Source organism: Dactylosporangium sp. NPDC000244 (assembly GCF_040300725.1).
GTDB lineage: Bacteria > Actinomycetota > Actinomycetes > Mycobacteriales > Micromonosporaceae > Dactylosporangium.
The window spans coordinates 78,853-95,383 of sequence record NZ_JBEPEH010000008.1 but is presented as its reverse complement, the minus strand read 5'-3'; the positions used below and the strand labels follow the sequence as shown (position 1 = coordinate 95,383).

At 70.7% G+C, this 16,531-nt stretch carries 16 protein-coding genes and 1 pseudogene; 5 read left to right on the top strand and 12 right to left on the bottom strand.

Going from position 1 to position 16,531, the window contains the following annotated elements; genetic code table 11:
* On the bottom strand, nucleotides 1-864 hold the full coding sequence (locus tag ABT369_RS13085; RefSeq protein WP_350611958.1) for a bifunctional methylenetetrahydrofolate dehydrogenase/methenyltetrahydrofolate cyclohydrolase: 864 nt from the start codon (nucleotides 862-864) through the stop codon (nucleotides 1-3).
* A 31-nt stretch (nucleotides 865-895) separates the two neighbouring features.
* Here ABT369_RS13085 and ABT369_RS13080 point away from each other — a divergent pair, with 31 nt between their 5' ends.
* Entirely contained in the window at nucleotides 896-1,813 is a 918-nt protein-coding gene (locus tag ABT369_RS13080; RefSeq protein ID WP_350611957.1) for a serine hydrolase, read from the top strand.
* A 33-nt stretch (nucleotides 1,814-1,846) separates the two neighbouring features.
* Here ABT369_RS13080 and purH read toward each other — a convergent pair whose 3' ends face one another.
* Entirely contained in the window at nucleotides 1,847-3,379 is a 1,533-nt protein-coding gene (gene purH / locus ABT369_RS13075; RefSeq protein WP_350611956.1) for a bifunctional phosphoribosylaminoimidazolecarboxamide formyltransferase/IMP cyclohydrolase, read from the bottom strand.
* Nucleotides 3,372-3,983 (bottom strand): phosphoribosylglycinamide formyltransferase, encoded by a 612-nt coding sequence (gene purN / locus ABT369_RS13070; protein WP_350611955.1) that lies wholly within the window; start codon nucleotides 3,981-3,983, stop codon nucleotides 3,372-3,374. The genes purH and purN overlap by 8 nt, the downstream gene beginning before the upstream one ends.
* Before the next feature lie 220 nt (nucleotides 3,984-4,203).
* Here purN and ABT369_RS13065 point away from each other — a divergent pair, with 220 nt between their 5' ends.
* The gene (locus ABT369_RS13065) at nucleotides 4,204-4,791 is read left to right on the top strand and encodes a DUF4190 domain-containing protein (protein ID WP_350611954.1); all 588 of its coding nucleotides are present in this window, start codon (nucleotides 4,204-4,206) and stop codon (nucleotides 4,789-4,791) included.
* Between the two features lie 87 nt (nucleotides 4,792-4,878).
* Here ABT369_RS13065 and ABT369_RS13060 read toward each other — a convergent pair whose 3' ends face one another.
* From ABT369_RS13060 to icmB, 4 genes are all read right to left on the bottom strand, one after another.
* Entirely contained in the window at nucleotides 4,879-6,183 is a 1,305-nt protein-coding gene (locus ABT369_RS13060; protein ID WP_350611953.1) for a cell division protein PerM, read from the bottom strand.
* Between the two features lie 64 nt (nucleotides 6,184-6,247).
* Entirely contained in the window at nucleotides 6,248-7,135 is an 888-nt protein-coding gene (gene sucD, locus ABT369_RS13055; RefSeq protein ID WP_350611952.1) for a succinate--CoA ligase subunit alpha, read from the bottom strand.
* Nucleotides 7,136-7,140: 5 nt separating this feature from the next.
* On the bottom strand, nucleotides 7,141-8,316 hold the full coding sequence (sucC, locus tag ABT369_RS13050; protein WP_350611951.1) for an ADP-forming succinate--CoA ligase subunit beta: 1,176 nt from the start codon (nucleotides 8,314-8,316) through the stop codon (nucleotides 7,141-7,143).
* A gap of 360 nt (nucleotides 8,317-8,676) precedes the next feature.
* Nucleotides 8,677-9,075 carry a coenzyme B12-dependent isobutyryl CoA mutase small subunit gene (gene icmB, locus ABT369_RS13045; RefSeq protein WP_350611950.1) on the bottom strand — a complete coding sequence of 133 codons (399 nt, stop codon included), beginning with the start codon at nucleotides 9,073-9,075 and terminating at the stop codon, nucleotides 8,677-8,679.
* A gap of 304 nt (nucleotides 9,076-9,379) precedes the next feature.
* Here icmB and ABT369_RS13040 point away from each other — a divergent pair, with 304 nt between their 5' ends.
* On the top strand, nucleotides 9,380-10,045 hold the full coding sequence (locus ABT369_RS13040) for a M23 family metallopeptidase (RefSeq protein WP_350611949.1): 666 nt from the start codon (nucleotides 9,380-9,382) through the stop codon (nucleotides 10,043-10,045).
* Nucleotides 10,046-10,636: 591 nt separating this feature from the next.
* Here the strand turns inward: ABT369_RS13040 and ABT369_RS13035 are convergent.
* Nucleotides 10,637-12,202 carry a PQQ-binding-like beta-propeller repeat protein gene (locus tag ABT369_RS13035; RefSeq protein WP_350611948.1) on the bottom strand — a complete coding sequence of 522 codons (1,566 nt, stop codon included), beginning with the start codon at nucleotides 12,200-12,202 and terminating at the stop codon, nucleotides 10,637-10,639.
* Nucleotides 12,203-12,234: 32 nt separating this feature from the next.
* Nucleotides 12,235-12,843: a CGNR zinc finger domain-containing protein gene (locus tag ABT369_RS13030; RefSeq protein ID WP_350611947.1), complete on the bottom strand. Its 609-nt coding sequence runs from the start codon at nucleotides 12,841-12,843 to the stop codon at nucleotides 12,235-12,237.
* A gap of 38 nt (nucleotides 12,844-12,881) precedes the next feature.
* Here ABT369_RS13030 and ABT369_RS13025 point away from each other — a divergent pair, with 38 nt between their 5' ends.
* Complete coding sequence (locus ABT369_RS13025) at nucleotides 12,882-13,295, top strand: hypothetical protein (protein ID WP_350611946.1); 414 nt, start codon at nucleotides 12,882-12,884, stop codon at nucleotides 13,293-13,295.
* Between the two features lie 308 nt (nucleotides 13,296-13,603).
* Here ABT369_RS13025 and ABT369_RS13020 read toward each other — a convergent pair whose 3' ends face one another.
* Nucleotides 13,604-14,908: an acyltransferase family protein gene (locus ABT369_RS13020; protein ID WP_350611945.1), complete on the bottom strand. Its 1,305-nt coding sequence runs from the start codon at nucleotides 14,906-14,908 to the stop codon at nucleotides 13,604-13,606.
* 93 nt (nucleotides 14,909-15,001) lie between these two features.
* Between ABT369_RS13020 and ABT369_RS57960 the strand changes: the two are divergent.
* Nucleotides 15,002-15,227, top strand: a pseudogene (locus ABT369_RS57960) (transposase domain-containing protein); the annotation flags it as partial.
* 117 nt (nucleotides 15,228-15,344) lie between these two features.
* Here the strand turns inward: ABT369_RS57960 and ABT369_RS13010 are convergent.
* Nucleotides 15,345-15,650 (bottom strand): hypothetical protein, encoded by a 306-nt coding sequence (locus ABT369_RS13010; protein ID WP_350611943.1) that lies wholly within the window; start codon nucleotides 15,648-15,650, stop codon nucleotides 15,345-15,347.
* On the bottom strand, nucleotides 15,643-16,437 hold the full coding sequence (locus tag ABT369_RS13005) for a nucleotidyltransferase domain-containing protein (RefSeq protein ID WP_350611942.1): 795 nt from the start codon (nucleotides 16,435-16,437) through the stop codon (nucleotides 15,643-15,645). Before ABT369_RS13005 ends, ABT369_RS13010 begins: the two co-directional genes overlap by 8 nt.
* Between the last annotated feature and the right edge of the window lie 94 nt (nucleotides 16,438-16,531).

The following is a 16,531-nucleotide window of genomic DNA, read 5'->3' as shown; positions in this document are numbered from 1 at the left end:
TCAGGCCTGACGCTCGGCCAGCTCCACGACGTTGGCCAGCAGCATCGCGCGGGTCATCGGCCCGACGCCGCCCGGCATCGGGGCCAGGAAGCCGGCCACCTCGGCCACGTCGGGCGCCACGTCGCCGACCAGCCGCGCCTTGCCGGACTCGTCCACGACGCGGGTCACGCCCACGTCGAGCACCGCCGCGCCCGGCTTGACCATGTCCCGGGTGAGCAGCCCGGCCGAGCCCGCCGCGACGATCACGATGTCGGCGTTGCGGGTGTGCGCGGCCAGGTCCCGGGTGCCGGTGTGGCACAGGGTCACGGTGGCGTTCTCCGTCTTGCGGGTGAAGATCAGCCCGAGCGGCCGGCCCGCCGTCGTCCCGCGCCCGATCGCGGTGATCTCGGCGCCGTTGATCGGCACGTCGTACCGCCGCAGCAGCTGCACGATGCCGTTGGGCGTGCACGGCAGCGGGGCCGGGATGTTCAGCACGAGCCGGCCCAGGTTGGTCGGGTGCAGCCCGTCGGCGTCCTTGCCGGGGTCGATGAGCTCCAGGAGGCGCTGCTCGTCGAGGCCGGGCGGCAGGGGCAGCTGCACGATGTACCCCGTGCACGCCGGATCCTCGTTCAGCTCCCGCACCGCCGCCTCGACCTCGTCCTGGGTCGCGGTCGCGGGCAGGTCGCGGCGGATCGAGGCGATGCCGACCTCGGCGCAGTCGCTGTGCTTGCCCGCCACGTACGCGTGCGAGCCCGGGTCGTCGCCCACGAGCACGGTGCCCAGGCCGGGCGTGATGCCCCGGGCCGTCAGCGCCGCCACCCGCACGCGCAGCTCGTCCTTGATGGCGGTCGCGGTCGCCTTACCGTCGAGAATCGTTGCCGTCACGGGACCCGATACTGCCATTAGAGTGCAGGGCGTGCTGCTTCGGCGCGGGGTTGTCGCCCTCCTCACCTTGGTCGTTCTGACGGCGTGCGGCGACGACGCGGCCCCGCAGCCGATGGCGGGCCAGCCCTCGGGCGGGCAGAGCCAGGGCCGCCAGGTCGACGACGGCTCGGCCGGTCTGGCCGGCAGGGGAGCCTCGGCCGCGCCCGGGAACACCGCGGACCAGGCCACGAAGGCGCTCGCGTTCGTGAAGAAACAGCCGGGCACCTTCGGCATCGTCGTGCGGGACCGGCAGACCGGGCAGGTCTGGCGGGCCGGGGACACGAAGGCGACGACCTGGACCGCGTCGACCATCAAGCTCGCGATCGCCACCGACCTGCTCGAACGCCAGCAGGCCAAGGCGATCACGCTCGCCGCGGCCGACAAGGCGAACCTCGACAAGGCCCTGATCAACTCCGACAACGACGCCGCCACGGCGCTGTGGAACAAGTTCGACGGGCCCGGCATGCTCGACCGGTTCACGGCGAGGTTCGGCATGGGCGATCTCGCCGTCATCGACGGGTACGACACCTTCTGGCGCAATCTGCGGTGCAGCGCCGAGGACCTGCAGAGCCTGATGACGTACGTGCTGGAGAAGCTCGACGCGACGAGCCGGACGTATCTGGTGACGACGCTGCGGAAGGTCGCGGCCAACCAGCACTGGGGCGTGTGGGCGGCCGGCTCGGCGCTGCGGCCCGGCAACAAGGACGGCTGGGCGGAGAAGCCGGTCGACGGCAAGAACGTCTGGGTGACCCACACCGTCGGGTTCGCGGGCGACGGCGAGCGCTATGTGGTGGCCGCGATGTACGAGCAGAAGCCGGGCGGCACCCTGGAGAAGGGCGCCCACGCGGTCAGCGACGCGGTCGCGACCTACTTCGGGGCCAAGGTGCCCGCCCCCGTCACGCTGCCGTAGCCGGGGGCGGGCCGCCTTCGCTAGTGGAATTCGCTAGTGGAAGAAGTGCCGGGTGCCGGTGAAGTACATCGTCACGCCGGCGGCGTTCGCGGCCGCGATGACCTGGTCGTCGCGGATCGAGCCGCCGGGCTGGACGATCGCCTTCACGCCGGCGGCGATGAGCGCCTCCGGGCCGTCCGGGAACGGGAAGAACGCGTCGGAGGCACAGACCGAGCCGGTGACCCGCTCGCCGGCCCGGCTGATCGCCAGGCGCACCGAGTCGACCCGGTTGACCTGCCCCATGCCGACCCCTACGGTCGCGCCGCCGGAGGCGAGCAGGATCGCGTTCGACTTGACCGCGCGCACCGCCCGCCAGGCGAACGCCAGGTCCGCCAGCGTCTCCTCGTCGGCGGCCGAGCCGGTGACGAGGGTCCAGTTCGCGGGGGCGTCGCCGTCGGCGTCGATGCGGTCGGCCGCCTGCACGAGCACGCCGCCGGAGATCTGGCGCTGCTCGGCCGGGGCCGGCGTCCAGACCGGGGCGCGCAGCACGCGCAGGTTCTTCTTGGCGGTCAGCACCTCCGCGGCGCCCTCTTCGTAGGCGGGCGCCACGACGACCTCGGTGAAGATCTCGCTGATCTGCTTGGCCAGGTCGACGGTGACCGGGGCGTTGACGGCGATCACGCCGCCGTAGGCGCTGACCGGGTCGCAGGCGTGGGCCTTGCGGTGCGCCTCGGCCACGTCGGCGCCGACCGCGATGCCGCACGGGTTCGCGTGCTTGATGATCGCGACGCAGGGGTCGGTGAAGTCGTGCGCGGCGCGCCAGGCGGCATCGGCGTCGACGTAGTTGTTGTAGGACATCTCCTTGCCGCCCAGCTGCTCGGCCTGGGCCAGGCCCGGGGCGGCGGCGGGGTCGGTGTAGAGCGCGGCGGCCTGGTGCGGGTTCTCGCCGTAGCGCAGGGTCGCCGCGTGGCGCAGGGCCGTGCCGGCGAACCGCTGGTCGTCGCGGGCGAACCAGGCGGCCACGGCGACGTCGTACTCGGCGATGTGCGCGAAGGCCTGGCCGGCCAGGGCGCGGCGCTCGTCCAGCGTGAAGCCGCCGTCTGCCACTGCCTGCAGTACCGAATCATAAGAAGCGGGCGACGTGACCACCGCGACGCTCGGGAAGTTCTTGGCCGCGGCCCGCACCATGGCCGGCCCGCCGATGTCGATCTGCTCGACGCATTCGTCGTCCGACGCGCCCGAGGCCACCGTGTCGGTGAACGGGTAGAGGTTGGAGACCAGCAGCTCGAACGGCTCGATGCCGAGTTCGCCGAGCTGGGCGGCGTGGGCCTCCAGGCGCAGGTCGGCCAGCAGCCCGGCGTGCACCTTCGGGTGCAGCGTCTTGACCCGCCCGTCCAGCGTCTCCGGGAAGCCCGTCAGCTGCTCGACCCGGGTGACCGGCAGCCCGAGGGCCTCGATGCGGCCCGCGGTCGAGCCGGTGGAGACGAGCTCGACACCGGCGCCGGCGAGGGCGCGCGCGAGCTCCTCGAGACCGGTCTTGTCGTAGACGCTGATGAGCGCGCGCCTGATGGGACGGCGGTTAGCCACGGCCCAGCCTGACCTTTCGTTCGTTGACGGTCCAGCCTTCGCGCACCATCCGCCCGACCGTGTCGACCAGCTGGCGGCGCTCGGCCACTTTGATCCGCTCCAGCAGCGTGTCCTCGGTGTCGTCGTCGAGAACCGGCACCGCGACCTGCGCGATGATCGCCCCGGTGTCGACGCCGCTGTCGACGAAGTGCAGCGTGGCCCCGGCAAGCTTCACGCCATAGGCGAGGGCGTCGCGGGGCCCGTGCGTCCCGGGGAACGCCGGAAGCAGGGCGTTGTGCGTGTTGACATACCTGCCCTCGTACTCGCCGAGAAACCGCGGCCCGACAAGTTTCATGAACCCGGCGGAGACCACGAGATCCGGCTCGAAGCGCGAGCACTCGGCCAGCAGCGCGGCGTCCCACTCGTCGCGGGTCGCGAAGTCCTTGACCGACGCCACGAACGTGGGCACGCCGTGACGCTCCGCGCGCGCCAGTCCTTCGATGCCGGGGCGGTCCGCGCCGACCGCGACGACCTCGGCGCCATAGGCCGGGTCGGCGGCCGCGTCGAGCAGGGCCTGCAGGTTTGACCCGGAACCGGACACGAGCACGAGAAGCCGAACGGTCACCGCAAAACTCTATCGACCGGGTCGGCCCTGCTCAGCGGCGGGTCGGCCGCCATTTGCGGACAAACTACGCAAAAGTCTAGCGCGTTACCGATACTCCATCGTTTACCACTGCGAAGAGTTGATCGGTCCAAGTAGGCTGCCGTGGTTCCGTATCCCCTCGGGACTACCCTGGTGCGAACCACCACACAGCGATAGTCCCCAGTCTTAGGAGCCAGAAGTCATGGGCTACCCACCACCGGGCCAGGATCCGTACGGGCAGCAGCCCAACCAGGATCCCTACGGCCAGCAGCCGCAGTACGGTCAGCAGCCCCAGTACGGGCAGCAGCCCGGCTACCAGGACCCGTACGCGCAGCCGCAGCAGCCCGCCTACCAGGACCCCTACGCCCAGCCGCAGCAGCCGGCGTACCAGGACCCGTACGCGCAGCAGCCGCCGGTCTCCGGCCAGCCGTACCCGACCTCGGGCGGGGCGTACCCGACCTCCGGTGGCGCCTACCCGGCCGCCGGCTACCAGGCGCCGTACGGTCAGCCCGCGGGCGGCCAGCCGCAGAACACGCTCGGCCTCGTCGGCATGATCCTGGGCATCGCGGCCATCCCGCTGCTGTGCTGCTTCTCGATCGGTCTGCCGCTCGGTATCGCGGCGGTCGTCGTGAGCTACCTCGGCATGAACAAGGTGAAGCAGGGCCTGGCGAACAACCGGGGTCAGGCGCTCGCCGGTCTCATCTGCGGTGGCGTGGCCGTCGGCCTCTGGGTGATCCTGCTCATCCTGTCGCTGACCCTCAACCTCAGCACCGGCTACAGCTACCCGTAAGCCTTCTCGCAGGGCTTTTCTGAAGGGGCGTGCGGGCTCGGCTCGCGCGCCCCTTTTACGTGTCCGCGTATTCGCGCTTGCTCGCGCTTACTCGCGTGCCGCTTTTGCCCGCAGGGCGATCTTGGTCGCGGCCGTCGACAGCAGCGTGCCGATCGCGACCATGAACATCGCGACGAAGCCGACCGCGCCCGAGTGGGGGCCGACGTCGGTCAGGCCGCCGGAGCCCAGCGAGCCGCTGGCCGCCGCGCTCACCAGCCCGAGCAGCCCCCCGGCCACGGGCCCGGCCAGCAGGGCGGCACCGAGCAGGGCGTACCACGAGCGCCCGGGATCGAGCCGCAGCGACCGGCGGGCCAGCAGCCAGCCCGCGATCAGGGCCGCGAGCAGGGGCAGCCCGAGCAGCAGCGGGGCGTAGCCCGTCGCCGGGGTCGAGGGAAGACCGGCCAGCAACGGTACGGCGGGCAGGGGCCCCACCGTCACGTGCGCCGCGCTGATGAACGTCTCCGAGCCGATGGTGAAGCCGGGCCCGACCAGGTAGCTGGCGGCCCACGTCGCCACGTCCGGGGCGAAGAACCCGCACACCACCACGAGCCCGACCTGCCCGGCGATGCCCGTGTGGTAGTCGTCGATGATCTGGCTCGCGTCGCCGCCGCTGAACGCGACCGCCATGCCGGTGGTCGCCGCGCCGGCCCCGAGCACCAGCAGCGCGGCGACGGCCCCGGTGCGGGCCGCGTCGCGCAGCATCCGCGGCGTGCGGGCGGCGAGCCGGGCGATGCCGCGGGCCTCGGCGAACGCCCCGAGGGAGCCCGCGACCAGGCCGAAGCCGGCGAACGTGAGCGCGGCGCGGACCGGGGACACGCTGATGCCCTTGTGGCCGGCGATCGTCGCGGCGAGGGCGCCCAGCAGGCCGTACACCACCATGATCCCGATCCCGGCGCGCGTCGCCGGCCATGGGGACCACGGTGTGCCCTTGTGGTGGGCGCGCGCCCCGATCGCGCGAGCGGTGTGCACGCCCGCGCGGTAGACCCGCCACGCGGCGATCGCGGTGAGCCCGAGGGGGGCGAGGCTGATGGGGCCGATGCCGGTTTGCAGCGGTACCCAATGGGCCAGCACCCAACCGGCCAGCCCGAGACGCAGCACCTGCCCGAGCGGGGCGCCGGAGCTGTCGAGGGCGAAGAGCAGCCAGACCACCAGCAGGGTCGGCAGCAGCGACACCAGGGCGGCCCAGAGGGAGTTGACCACCGCGGCCAGGGCCAGCGGGGCACGCCGAGCCGGGCGCTTGGCGGGGTCCTTCCCCCGCACCGCGCGCCGCTGGATCGGCAGCCGGACGGTCTCGCGGTCGGCGAGCCGGGTCTGCGCCCCCTCTTCCGGGTCTTCAGGGGTGGTGGTCGGCATCGCCTTTTACTCTGCCAAAGACCGGACGGCCGGTCACTAACCCCGGCCGTCCGGACCTATGTCTTTACAGGGCGGTGACGATGTCCCGCATGAGGTTCGCCGTCTCCGTGGGGGTCTTGCCCACGGCGACGCCGGCCGCCTCGAGCGCGAGCTTCTTGGCGTCCGCGGTGCCCGCCGAGCCCGAGATGATCGCGCCCGCGTGGCCCATGGTCTTGCCGGGCGGGGCCGTGAAGCCCGCGATGTAGCCGACGACCGGCTTGCGCACGTTGGCCTTGATGAAGTCCGCGGCCCGCTCCTCGGCGTCGCCGCCGATCTCGCCGATCATGACGATCGCCGCGGTCTCCGGGTCCGCCTCGAACGCGGCCAGCGCGTCGATGTGCGTGGTGCCGATGACCGGGTCGCCGCCGATGCCGATGCACGTCGAGAAGCCGATGTCGCGCAGCTCGTACATCATCTGGTAGGTAAGCGTGCCCGACTTGCTCACCAGGCCGATCTTGCCCGGGCCGGTGATGTCGGCCGGGATGATGCCGGCGTTGGACTTGCCCGGGCTGGCGATGCCGGGGCAGTTCGGGCCGATGATCCGGGTCTTGTTGCCGGTCGCTTGGGCGAGTGCCCAGAAGGAGGCCGTGTCGTGCACCGGCACGCCCTCGGTGATGACCACCGCGAGCGGGATCTCCGCGTCGATCGCCTCGATCGCGGCCGACTTGGTGCCGGCCGGCGGGACGAAGATGACGGTGGTGTCGGCGCCGGTCTGCTCCATCGCCTCACGGACGCTGGCGAAGACCGGCAGCTTCGTGCCGTCGAAGTCGACCTGCTGGCCCGCCTTGCGCGGGTTCACGCCGCCGACCACGTCGGTGCCCGCGGCGAGCATGCGCCGGGTGTGCTTTGAGCCCTCGGCGCCGGTCATGCCCTGGACGATGACCTTGCTGGACTCGGTCAGCCATACCGCCATGGTCGTTACACCCCACTCGCTGCGAGCTCGGCGGCCCGGCGGGCGGCGCCGTCCATCGTGTCCACCCGCTCGATCAGCGGGTTGCCGGCCTCGTCGAGGATCCGGCGGCCCTCTTCGGCGTTGTTGCCGTCGAGGCGGACCACGAGCGGCTTGGTGACCGCCTCGCCGCGGTCGGTGAGCAGCTGCAGCGCCTGCACGATGCCGTTGGCGACCGCGTCGCAGGCGGTGATGCCGCCGAAGACGTTGACGAAGACGCTCTTGACGTCGGGGTCGCCCAGCACGATCTCGAGGCCGTTGGCCATGACCTGAGCGCTGGCGCCGCCGCCGATGTCGAGGAAGTTGGCCGGCTTGCTGCCGAGGCCCTCGCCCGCGTAGGCCACGACGTCCAGGGTCGACATGACCAGGCCCGCGCCGTTGCCGATGATGCCGACGTTGCCGTCGAGCTTCACGTAGTTGAGGTTCTTCTCCTTGGCCGCCTGCTCCAGCGGGTCGGCCGCGGCCTTGTCCTCGAGCTCTTCGTGGTCCGGATGACGGAAGTCGGCGTTGGCGTCCAGCGTGACCTTCGCGTCCAGGCAGAGCACGGTGCCGTCGGCGGTCTTGGCCAGCGGGTTGACCTCGACGAGCGTGGCGTCCTCGGCGACGAACGCCTGCCACAGCTTGACCGCGATCGACACGACCTGGTCGGCGACGTCGGCCGGGAACTTGGCCTGCTCGACGATCTGGCGGGCCAGGGCCTCGTCGACGCCCTTGACGGCGTCGATGGCGACCTTGGCCACCTTCTCCGGGGCGTCGTGCGCGACGGTCTCGATCTCCATGCCACCCGCGACGCTGGCGATGCACAGGAACGTGCGGTTCGCCCGGTCGAGCAGGTAGGAGAAGTAGTACTCCTCGGCGATGTCGGCCGTGGTGGTGACCATCACCTTGTGGACCGTGTGGCCCTTGATGTCCATGCCGAGGATGTTGGTCGCGTGCGTGGTCGCCTCGTCGGCGCCCTCCGCGAGCTTGACGCCGCCGGCCTTGCCGCGGCCGCCGACCTTCACCTGGGCTTTGATGACAACCCGGCCACCGAGTTGTTCGGCGATCGCCCGGGCCTCTTCAGGGGTCTCGGCGACACCGCCGCCCAGCACGGGCAGCCCGTGCTTGGCGAAGAGGGCGCGCCCCTGGTACTCGTACAGGTCCACAGTTGGTCCCGTTCCGTCAACCGTGCCGCCTGCCCCATCGCGAGGACGGCTCAACGATCGCAGCCTAACCAGGCGCGGGCCGTCCGGCTTCGCGCGGGTTCCCGATGTGCCCCATTCCACTCCCTGTGCCTTTTCACTTCCGGGGGACACGGGCAGGACCGCGTAACCGCCCCGGCGGAGCGTCGTTGAGAGCAGTGTCGGCCCGCCCACGGGAAACCCGGAGGCGAGGCCGGCACCAAAAACGGCCGATGCCCTGTCGGTCGAGGGGTGGCGGCGGGGCATCGTGCGATAGAGGGGCCGGACGTGTGAGGGGTGCGTCCGGCCCCTCCCCCTTTTTGCCCTTTTCTCGTTGACGTACGCCTATTCGGCGACCAGATTTCCCTGCGCCCATTCCACGATGGACTGCGTCGTCGCGCCCGGGGTGAAGATGGCGGCCACGCCGAGCCGCTGCAGTTCGGGCAGGTCCTCGTCCGGGATGATCCCGCCGCCGAACACGGTGACGTCGGCGGCGCCCCGCTCGGCCAGCAGCTCGATCACCCGGCGGAACAACGTCATGTGCGCGCCCGAGAGCACCGACAGCCCGACGGCGTCGGCGTCCTCCTGGATCGCGGTCTCAACAATCTGCTCGGGCGTCTGGTGCAGCCCGGTGTAGATGACTTCCATGCCGGCGTCGCGCAGCGCGCGCGCCACGATCTTGACGCCTCGGTCGTGCCCGTCGAGGCCAGGCTTGGCGATGACGACGCGGGTCCGCGCGCTCATCCTCACGGTCCTTCCCGGCCGTTCGTGGCGGCCACTGGGTCGAGCCCGCACCGTTGCGGGATCTCAGCCGAAGGTACCGCACGCCGGGCCGCCCATTCCGCGATGCGCCCGCAACGACGACCCGACAATGCGGTTACGCACAATTAACCCGACGGGCTTTTATTCGGCGCGGCGCGCACCACAGCTTGTGCGAACGATTCCGGCGTGGCTACCGTGACCTTCGGCTTTCAGCATTCTTGATTTATGTTCACGATTTCTTTGTACTTTGTCCGACTCGGAGGTTCCCGCGTTGCCAGCACGGAACATGCGCGCGAACTACCGTGGCCGCCGCCGTCTCGAGGACCCCCGCAGCCGCTATCTCGCCGTGTTCACGACCGCGCTCGTCGCCTCGGGAATCGTGGCGCTCGGCACCGCCACCACGCTGCCCGGGTCGCACACGGACGGCCTGTCCATGGAGTCGACGGGCAACTACGACGACATCTCAACCCGTTCGGGCGACCGCGCGAGCCGCGGCGACGCCCACAGCACGGTGACGACGGCGAACCAGCCCGCGCCCGACGTGTGGATCCTGCCGCTGCGCAAGTACACGCTGACCTCGTTCTACGGCCAGCGCTGGGGCCGCCTCCACCCCGGCGTCGACCTCGGCGCCGCCCAGGGCACCCCGTTCGTCGCGGTAGCCGCAGGCAAGGTCATCTTGTGCCGCTGGAACGCCGGCTACGGCAACAACGTGATGATCGACCACGGCGACGGCGTCGTGACCGTGTACGGCCACGCCTCCAAGCTCCTCTGCAAGGAGGGCCAGCAGGTCAAGGCCGGGGATCGGATCGCGCTGGTGGGCAACACCGGGCATTCCTTCGGGTCACACCTGCACTTCGAGGTACGCGAGAACGACAAGCCGATCGAACCGCTGTCCTTCATGCGCGTACACGGCGTGGACATCCAGCGGCACACGGAAGCGATCTATTCGTAAATCCGTTTCGGCTCTCGGCCGCTTTCACGTTTTGGCGCCGGGACCGACTCCGCACTCAAAGCTCCAAGGCCTTCGATCACGCTCTATTCACCCCGGCTCCGTTCCTCAGGGCACGCACGCAATTCGACAGCCGACGATTCCGCACAGCCGGGGTGCCCCCACTCCCTGACCGGATTGAGCAGCACGACGCTCGCCTGCACCCAGCCGCAGCCCGATCTCCGCGCCGGCTCGAACGGCTGACGTCTCGGCCGCCCGCGCTCTCCTAGCCGGCCCCGTTCGCGCTTTTCTCCCAACCGTGGCCCCGCGGACTCGGTTCTGCGGACTCGGCCCCGCAGACCCGGCCTCGCGAATTTGGACGCCGGGATGCCGTTGTTCGCCTCCGCCCGGTTTGGCTGGCCGACTGTTCGCTTCCGCCCGGTCCGGCTGGCCGACGCGAACTCCCCCGCCGCCCGACGCTCAGCCGAACCACCCCAGACCGGCCGGCCGACGCGAGCCCGAACCGGCCGCCGGGCTCCGGGGCGCTCCCCGCGCAGGGCGCCGCGAACCCCGATGCGTCGCCGCGCCCGCCCAACTGCCGACGCGTGCCCATGGTCAGATGACGCTCAGATACACCTTCGTGGCCTTCTCCTCTCGAGTCGCGACCACCGCGCGGCCGTCCGCCGCCTCGATCGTGGCCTCCGGGCAGCGCGTGTCGCAGGCGATCGCGCGCTCCTCCGTCGTCGAGCCGTCGTTCGTCGAGGCCGTGAGCAGACGAAGAGCACCGGCGGTGTTGCGCCACAGCGTGTAGACGCGGCCGTCGGCCGTCGTCGCCGCCACCGGCTGGTAGCCGCCGAGTCCCGCGAGGTCGGCCTTCCACTGCTCCTTGCCGGTCGCCGCCTCGACGGACGCGATCCGGGCCTTGGCCGAGCCCGGGTCGGCGTAGACGATGCTCGCGCCCACGGCCAGCGGCAGCGTGCCGGGCGCCTCGTGGCGGGCGCCGACCGAGCCGCTCACCGCGTCCATGTACGTCACCCGCTGCGGAGCCGCGCCCGTCAGCGTGACGAACCCGGCGCCGGAGGAGAGGACTCGAAGCTCGGTCGTGCCGCGCTGAATCGCGTGCCAGGACCAGCGCTCGGCCCCCGACCCGGTGTCGAGCCCGACGGCGACGTCGTCGACGCCCTGGGCCCGGCACCGCAGCGCGACCGCGACGGTCTGCGGGGAGCCGGCCACGTCGGTCACGTCGCACGCCGCCCCGCCCCGCGCCGGAGTCCATCGCCAGCGCTGGGTGCCGTCGTGGGAGTCGATGCCGAGCAGGTCCCCGGCGCCGATCCCGGCCCCGGACAGCACCGCCGTGCTCCCGGCGGCGTGGACGGTCGCCATTTTCCCCGATTGGTACCGCCGGGAGAACCGCTCCGCCCCGCTCGCCGCGTCGAGCGCGGTGACGAGCACGCCGTCGTCGGTGCCGAACACGACCACGACCGCGCCGTCGACCAGCCCCGCGGCCTGGCTGGGCAGATCGGATCGCAGGTATTGCCACGCCGGGGTGCCGTTGCCGAGCCAGACCGCCCGGATGCCGTCGGCGGCGCGAACGACGGCCAGGCCCTTGTGGACTCCGACGAGCTGCACGCCCGGGAACGCCAGCGGCCACGTCTGCCCCTGCGAGGTCGCCGGGGCCGCGCCGGCGGTCGTGGCGTCCACGAACCTTCCCTCGCGCGCCCAGGAGATGGCGTATCCGGCGGCCACGGCCAGTACGACTGCGAAAACCCCGACGGGAGTCCACCGCCGCCAGTTCGCGCCGGGCAGGCGGCCCACGCCGGTGACGACCAGCAGCACCCAGCCCAGGACCAGCGCGGCGGTCCCCACCACGGTCACGGGCCCGCCGAGCCCGATGCCCGCGCTGGGCTCGACCAGGCGGGCGAGCGCCACCGCGATCACGGTCGCCGCCGCGGCCGCGACCCCGGCGACCACCGAGATCAGGCGCGAGCGGCGCGGCTCACTCCGCCCGTACACCACGCAGAGCCCGCTCAGCAGGGGCCCCAGGAACGCGACTCCGGCGATGGTGACCAGGTCGGGATGCCGGCCGCCGGCCATCGTCCACGGCAGCGCCAGGCCGGCGACGGTGGCGACCACGCCGAGCCCGATGACGACGACGCCTGCTGCGCGAGCGATGAGGTTCACGAGGACAGGATGACGGGTGGGTACGACAGTTTCTATTCGGGCTGCTCGCGGCGCTTCTGACGGTAGGCGGCCGACTTCGCGCGGTTCTGGCACGCGAGCGAGCAGAAGCGGCGGGAGGCGTTCTTCGTGGAGTCGAGGTAGTACGCGTCGCAGCTGTCGGCGCCGCACTGCCCGAGCCGGTGGGTCTGCTGCGTGCCGACGAGGAAGGCCAGCGCGGTCGCGGACTCGGCGGCCCAGGCGTCCACGATCGGCGCGTCCGCCGCGTGGAAGGTCAGGTGCGGCACTTCCCCGGCTGCCGCATGCAGATTTGGTACCGCTCCGAACTCTGCCAGCACCGTGTTCAACGCGAACGCGGCGGTCAGCAGGTCCCCGGCGATGCACGTGTCGATCGCGATGTGCAGCCGCCGCGCCGCCGACGCCAGGTCGTCCACGTCGGCCGACGACACCTCGAAGTCCCTGGTCAACGGGTCGGCCGCGAGCCGGGCGAACGCGTCGGCGAGCCCGGCGTCGGCCGGCACCCGGCGCCCCTGCCGGACCTCGATCGCGAGGTCGTTGACGATCGCGAGACAGAGTTCGACCCAGGTCGAGACGTGACTGTCTATCGCGGCTTGACCAGTGATGCTCCCGCCGGATATCGTCACTGCCATAGCGTACCAAGGCAGTGACGGGGAGGACCGAAATGCAGTTCGAGTTCACCGACGCCGGCCGCATCCTGGCCGGAATCGCCCTGCTCTCGATCGTCACCATCGAATTCGGCGGCTACTTCCTCACCAAGATCGTGCGCGGCTCCGTGCCGATGACCCCCTTCCAGCAGGCCTTCGCCCGCGCAGGCCACGCCCACGCCGGTGTCCTGGTCACCCTGGGGCTGGTCGGCATCCTCTACGCGGACCTCGCCCGGCTCGACGGCGTCGTGGGATGGCTCGGACGGGTCGGCATCCTGGCCGCGGCAATCCTGATGCCGGGCGGGTTCTTCGCATCCTCGGCCGGGAAGGACCGCACGAAGCCCAACGGGGCGATCGTCATGGTCTGGCTGGGGGCGGCTTGCCTGGCCGCGGGGGCACTGGGCCTGGGAATCGGCGTACTGACGTCCTGAGCGGAGCCGCCACCGACTCGGCAAAGCCCGCGACTAGCCGGGACTAGCCGGACGCGAGCAGCCGCGCCATAGGCCCTTCACTGTTGCCTTGAGCACGCGAGTTGGCTTTCCCGTCCTGCGGCTGCCGCGAGCGACCGCCGTGGTGTTCGTGCTGGCGGGAAGGGGTGCAGGTGCTGGAGGAGACGCAGGACCGGGAAGAGATCATCGAACGGGGTCGCCGCCCTGGACATCGGTAAAGCGTCGCTGGCGTGTTGCCTGCGAGTGCCCGATGAAGGTAAGCCGGGACGGCGGTTGCAGGAGCAGTAACGTCAGCTGCCTACCCGCGCGACCACCGGCACGTCCAGATCGGTCTGCGGCGATTGTTGAATGTGCCGCCCTCGCCCATCCAGAGCCTGCGCCACGCGACGCCCGAGCCGCTGCGCCGGCCGCTCGATAAAACGATGGGTCAATTCGCTGACGCCCAGCGTCAGGGCCAGGAACCCAAGCGCCCATAGCAACTGCACAAACACGGGCTCATGCCCGTGGCGTTTCATGACCGGCCCCATCCACAAAATCAACACATAATGCACCACGTACACCGAGTAGCTGATCACCCCCAGCCGTACCAGAACCCGCGGAACGCGGCGGCGACGCAACCCCATCCCGATGACGAACAGCACCGCCACGAGCGTCAGCGTTCCCATCCACGGGCCGGCCGAACGCAGACTCGCCGCGCTCAGATCGGACAGCGCCCACCAGGTGCTGGCCATGACGCAGGCGAACACCACCCCGATCGCCGGCGCGGTGACCCGCCAGGAGAACTGGCCCTGCTCAGCTCGGTACACTGCCGTGCCGGCGAACATCAAGGCCGGAATCGAGAGCAAGAACCAGCCGGGAAACCGGCCGCTGGTCACCAGCAGCGCCGCGGCCAGCCCTGTGAGCACCACTGCGCCCGCCCCCACCAGCACTTTTCGGCGACTGACCAGGGCGCCGACACCCAGAACGACGGCCACCACGACCAGAACGGCCGCACGCCGTGGACCCAGTCCGAGCGCGGGCAGCGTGACGAGCGGCAACACGCCCCCCAGCCCGACCGCGACGGCGGCGAACGCGACCGCCCACGCAGCGCTGAACCGGTGCCATCGGACCACGAACAACGCCGATACCAAGAGATAGAAAATCATCTCGTAAGACAGCGACCACAGCACCGCCGGCACCGACGGAAGACCCAAAATGTCCTGCAGCATCACCGTCGACGCGATCGCCGCCGCCAACCCGTGCTTGACCCCCAGCGACTGCGCAGACACCACACCGGTCACCAGCATGATCAGCGTTGCGGCCATACCCGCCAGCATCATCGGGTACAACCGGAACACCCGACCGGTCCAAAACGCACGCAGGTCACCCCGGCGCTCCAGCGACGCCGGCACGATGTACCCGCTGATCACAAAAAACAGGAACACCCCGGCCTGACCAGGGTTGAACCAGGAATCCAGGTGCACCCGCACCGCGCGCAGGATGTTGTCAGTGGCGTGCTCATACACCACCAGCAGCACCGCGACCCCTCGCAGCGCATCCAACCAGTCCAACCGCGCGTGCCGGTCAATCTGCTCTCCAACACCCTGCCGTCGCACCAAGGCAGCCTAGAGGACCACCGACTTTTCGTCAGCCGCCCCAACAGACACCTCACGCACCGTCCAACATGCCGCCACCAACCGGAATCGGCGATACCCCACCACCGCATCGGGGGCTTCGTTGCTTCGGGTCGGTTCGCGCCGGGTCATCTGGGTGAGCTGACGCAGCAGGTGCCCGTTCGAGATGGTCGATGCGGTGCTGGCCGAGACCCGTACCGCGCAGCGGCGGATTCGTGATCTGCCCGCCCGGGTGGTGGTGTACCTGCTGCTGGCTGGGTGTCTGTTCGCCGGTCAGGGCTACCGGCAGGTCTGGCAGCGGCGGCCCCGGCGACGGGAATCATTGCGATCCCGACATCGGCCACGATCGCACCGGCGGCGATGACGACACCTGCGGTGCTGATGCGGCCTTACCGAGACGGCGTGTACGGCCCCCATCTCACTCGGCGCCGCCGGCCGAGTCCAGGCCGAGTCCGTTTCGATCGAGCACCTCGATGTCGACGACAGCCGTACCGGTGGGATCGAGGCTGAGCCAGATGACGTCCATCCCGTCCCGCTCCAGTTGAGCAAAGCAGGGTCCAGCCGACCCGGGCGGCGCGGTCAAGAGGTTGGTGCAGGTCTCCGTGCAGGGGCAGCGACCGTAGAACCGCAGGCTCCCCACTGTGCCGGCGAGCGGGTGCGACGGATCGTCGAGCCTCAGGAGTCGGTCGATTTCGGCCACTAGCGTCGGGAACACCTCAGCCATCCGAGGCAGGTCGGCGTCGACGCGAGCCTGGCTCCCATCGCCCACCCTGTGAGCGTACGGCGAGAGACTGATTCCGGGCGGCAGGGAGCCGACTCCCGGCCGCGAAGGTCCGGATGAGTTCGATGTCGCTTTGCCAGGCGTCGAGCACATCTGCATGCCCGTGATGGCGGGCCAAGGCTTCGACCGCGGGGAACAAGGCGAACGCCTGGGCGAAGACCCGCTCCGGCATGAGTGCGGCGTTCCAGTCACCGGGCAGCGGGAACTGCTCCAGTTCCCACTGGAGGTACTTGTTGTAGGGACGCAGCCGTCCGAACAACGCGAACACGGTCTCCAAGAGCCAGGGCACGCTTTCCATCTCGTCCAGGTATGCCGCCTCGGCACGGCCGTCCCGGTGGCTCTTGACCGCCCGGTAGAGCTGGTTGATGTACGCGTCGAGTGCGGTGCGCGCATGCTGGCCGGCTTCCTCGTTCGAGAGGACCGCCTGCCGTTCGACCAGGTTCGCGATGCCGCCGTCGAGACGGTCCAGGAGCACCCGCGCGCCGCGGTAGGCGTATCGCTGCCAGTGCACCGAGGTGTCGGCCAAGGCATCCGGCGTGCACACCACCTCGTCCAGTTCGGCTGTGCGCGTCGCGTGGCGCCAGGGCACGGTCTGCTCGGCGACCACGATGACCACGTCGTAGTCGGACCATGCGCCGGCCGTGCCGCGGGCCTGCGATCCGGTCAGGATCACGCCAAGAACGGCCGGATCGGCGTCCGCACGGGCGAGCACCCGCTCAAGGATCCCCATCCATACACCTCACCACGGACATGGCTAGGGCGGTCCCTCCGGCCGAAGGCCATCCGGACCGCCCTTTTGTCTGGCGGGAGCAACGGTCCGCAAG

Coding starts and splice junctions, on each gene's coding strand:
- ABT369_RS13065 (WP_350611954.1), top strand. CDS start 4,204: ATGGGCTACCCACCACCGGGCCAGGATCCGTACGGGCAGCAGCCCAAC.
- ABT369_RS13060 (WP_350611953.1), bottom strand. CDS start 6,183: ATGCCGACCACCACCCCTGAAGACCCGGAAGAGGGGGCGCAGACCCGG.
- sucD (WP_350611952.1), bottom strand. CDS start 7,135: ATGGCGGTATGGCTGACCGAGTCCAGCAAGGTCATCGTCCAGGGCATG.
- icmB (WP_350611950.1), bottom strand. CDS start 9,075: ATGAGCGCGCGGACCCGCGTCGTCATCGCCAAGCCTGGCCTCGACGGG.
- ABT369_RS13040 (WP_350611949.1), top strand. CDS start 9,380: ATGCGCGCGAACTACCGTGGCCGCCGCCGTCTCGAGGACCCCCGCAGC.
- ABT369_RS13025 (WP_350611946.1), top strand. CDS start 12,882: ATGCAGTTCGAGTTCACCGACGCCGGCCGCATCCTGGCCGGAATCGCC.
- ABT369_RS13010 (WP_350611943.1), bottom strand. CDS start 15,650: ATGGCTGAGGTGTTCCCGACGCTAGTGGCCGAAATCGACCGACTCCTG.
- ABT369_RS13005 (WP_350611942.1), bottom strand. CDS start 16,437: ATGGGGATCCTTGAGCGGGTGCTCGCCCGTGCGGACGCCGATCCGGCC.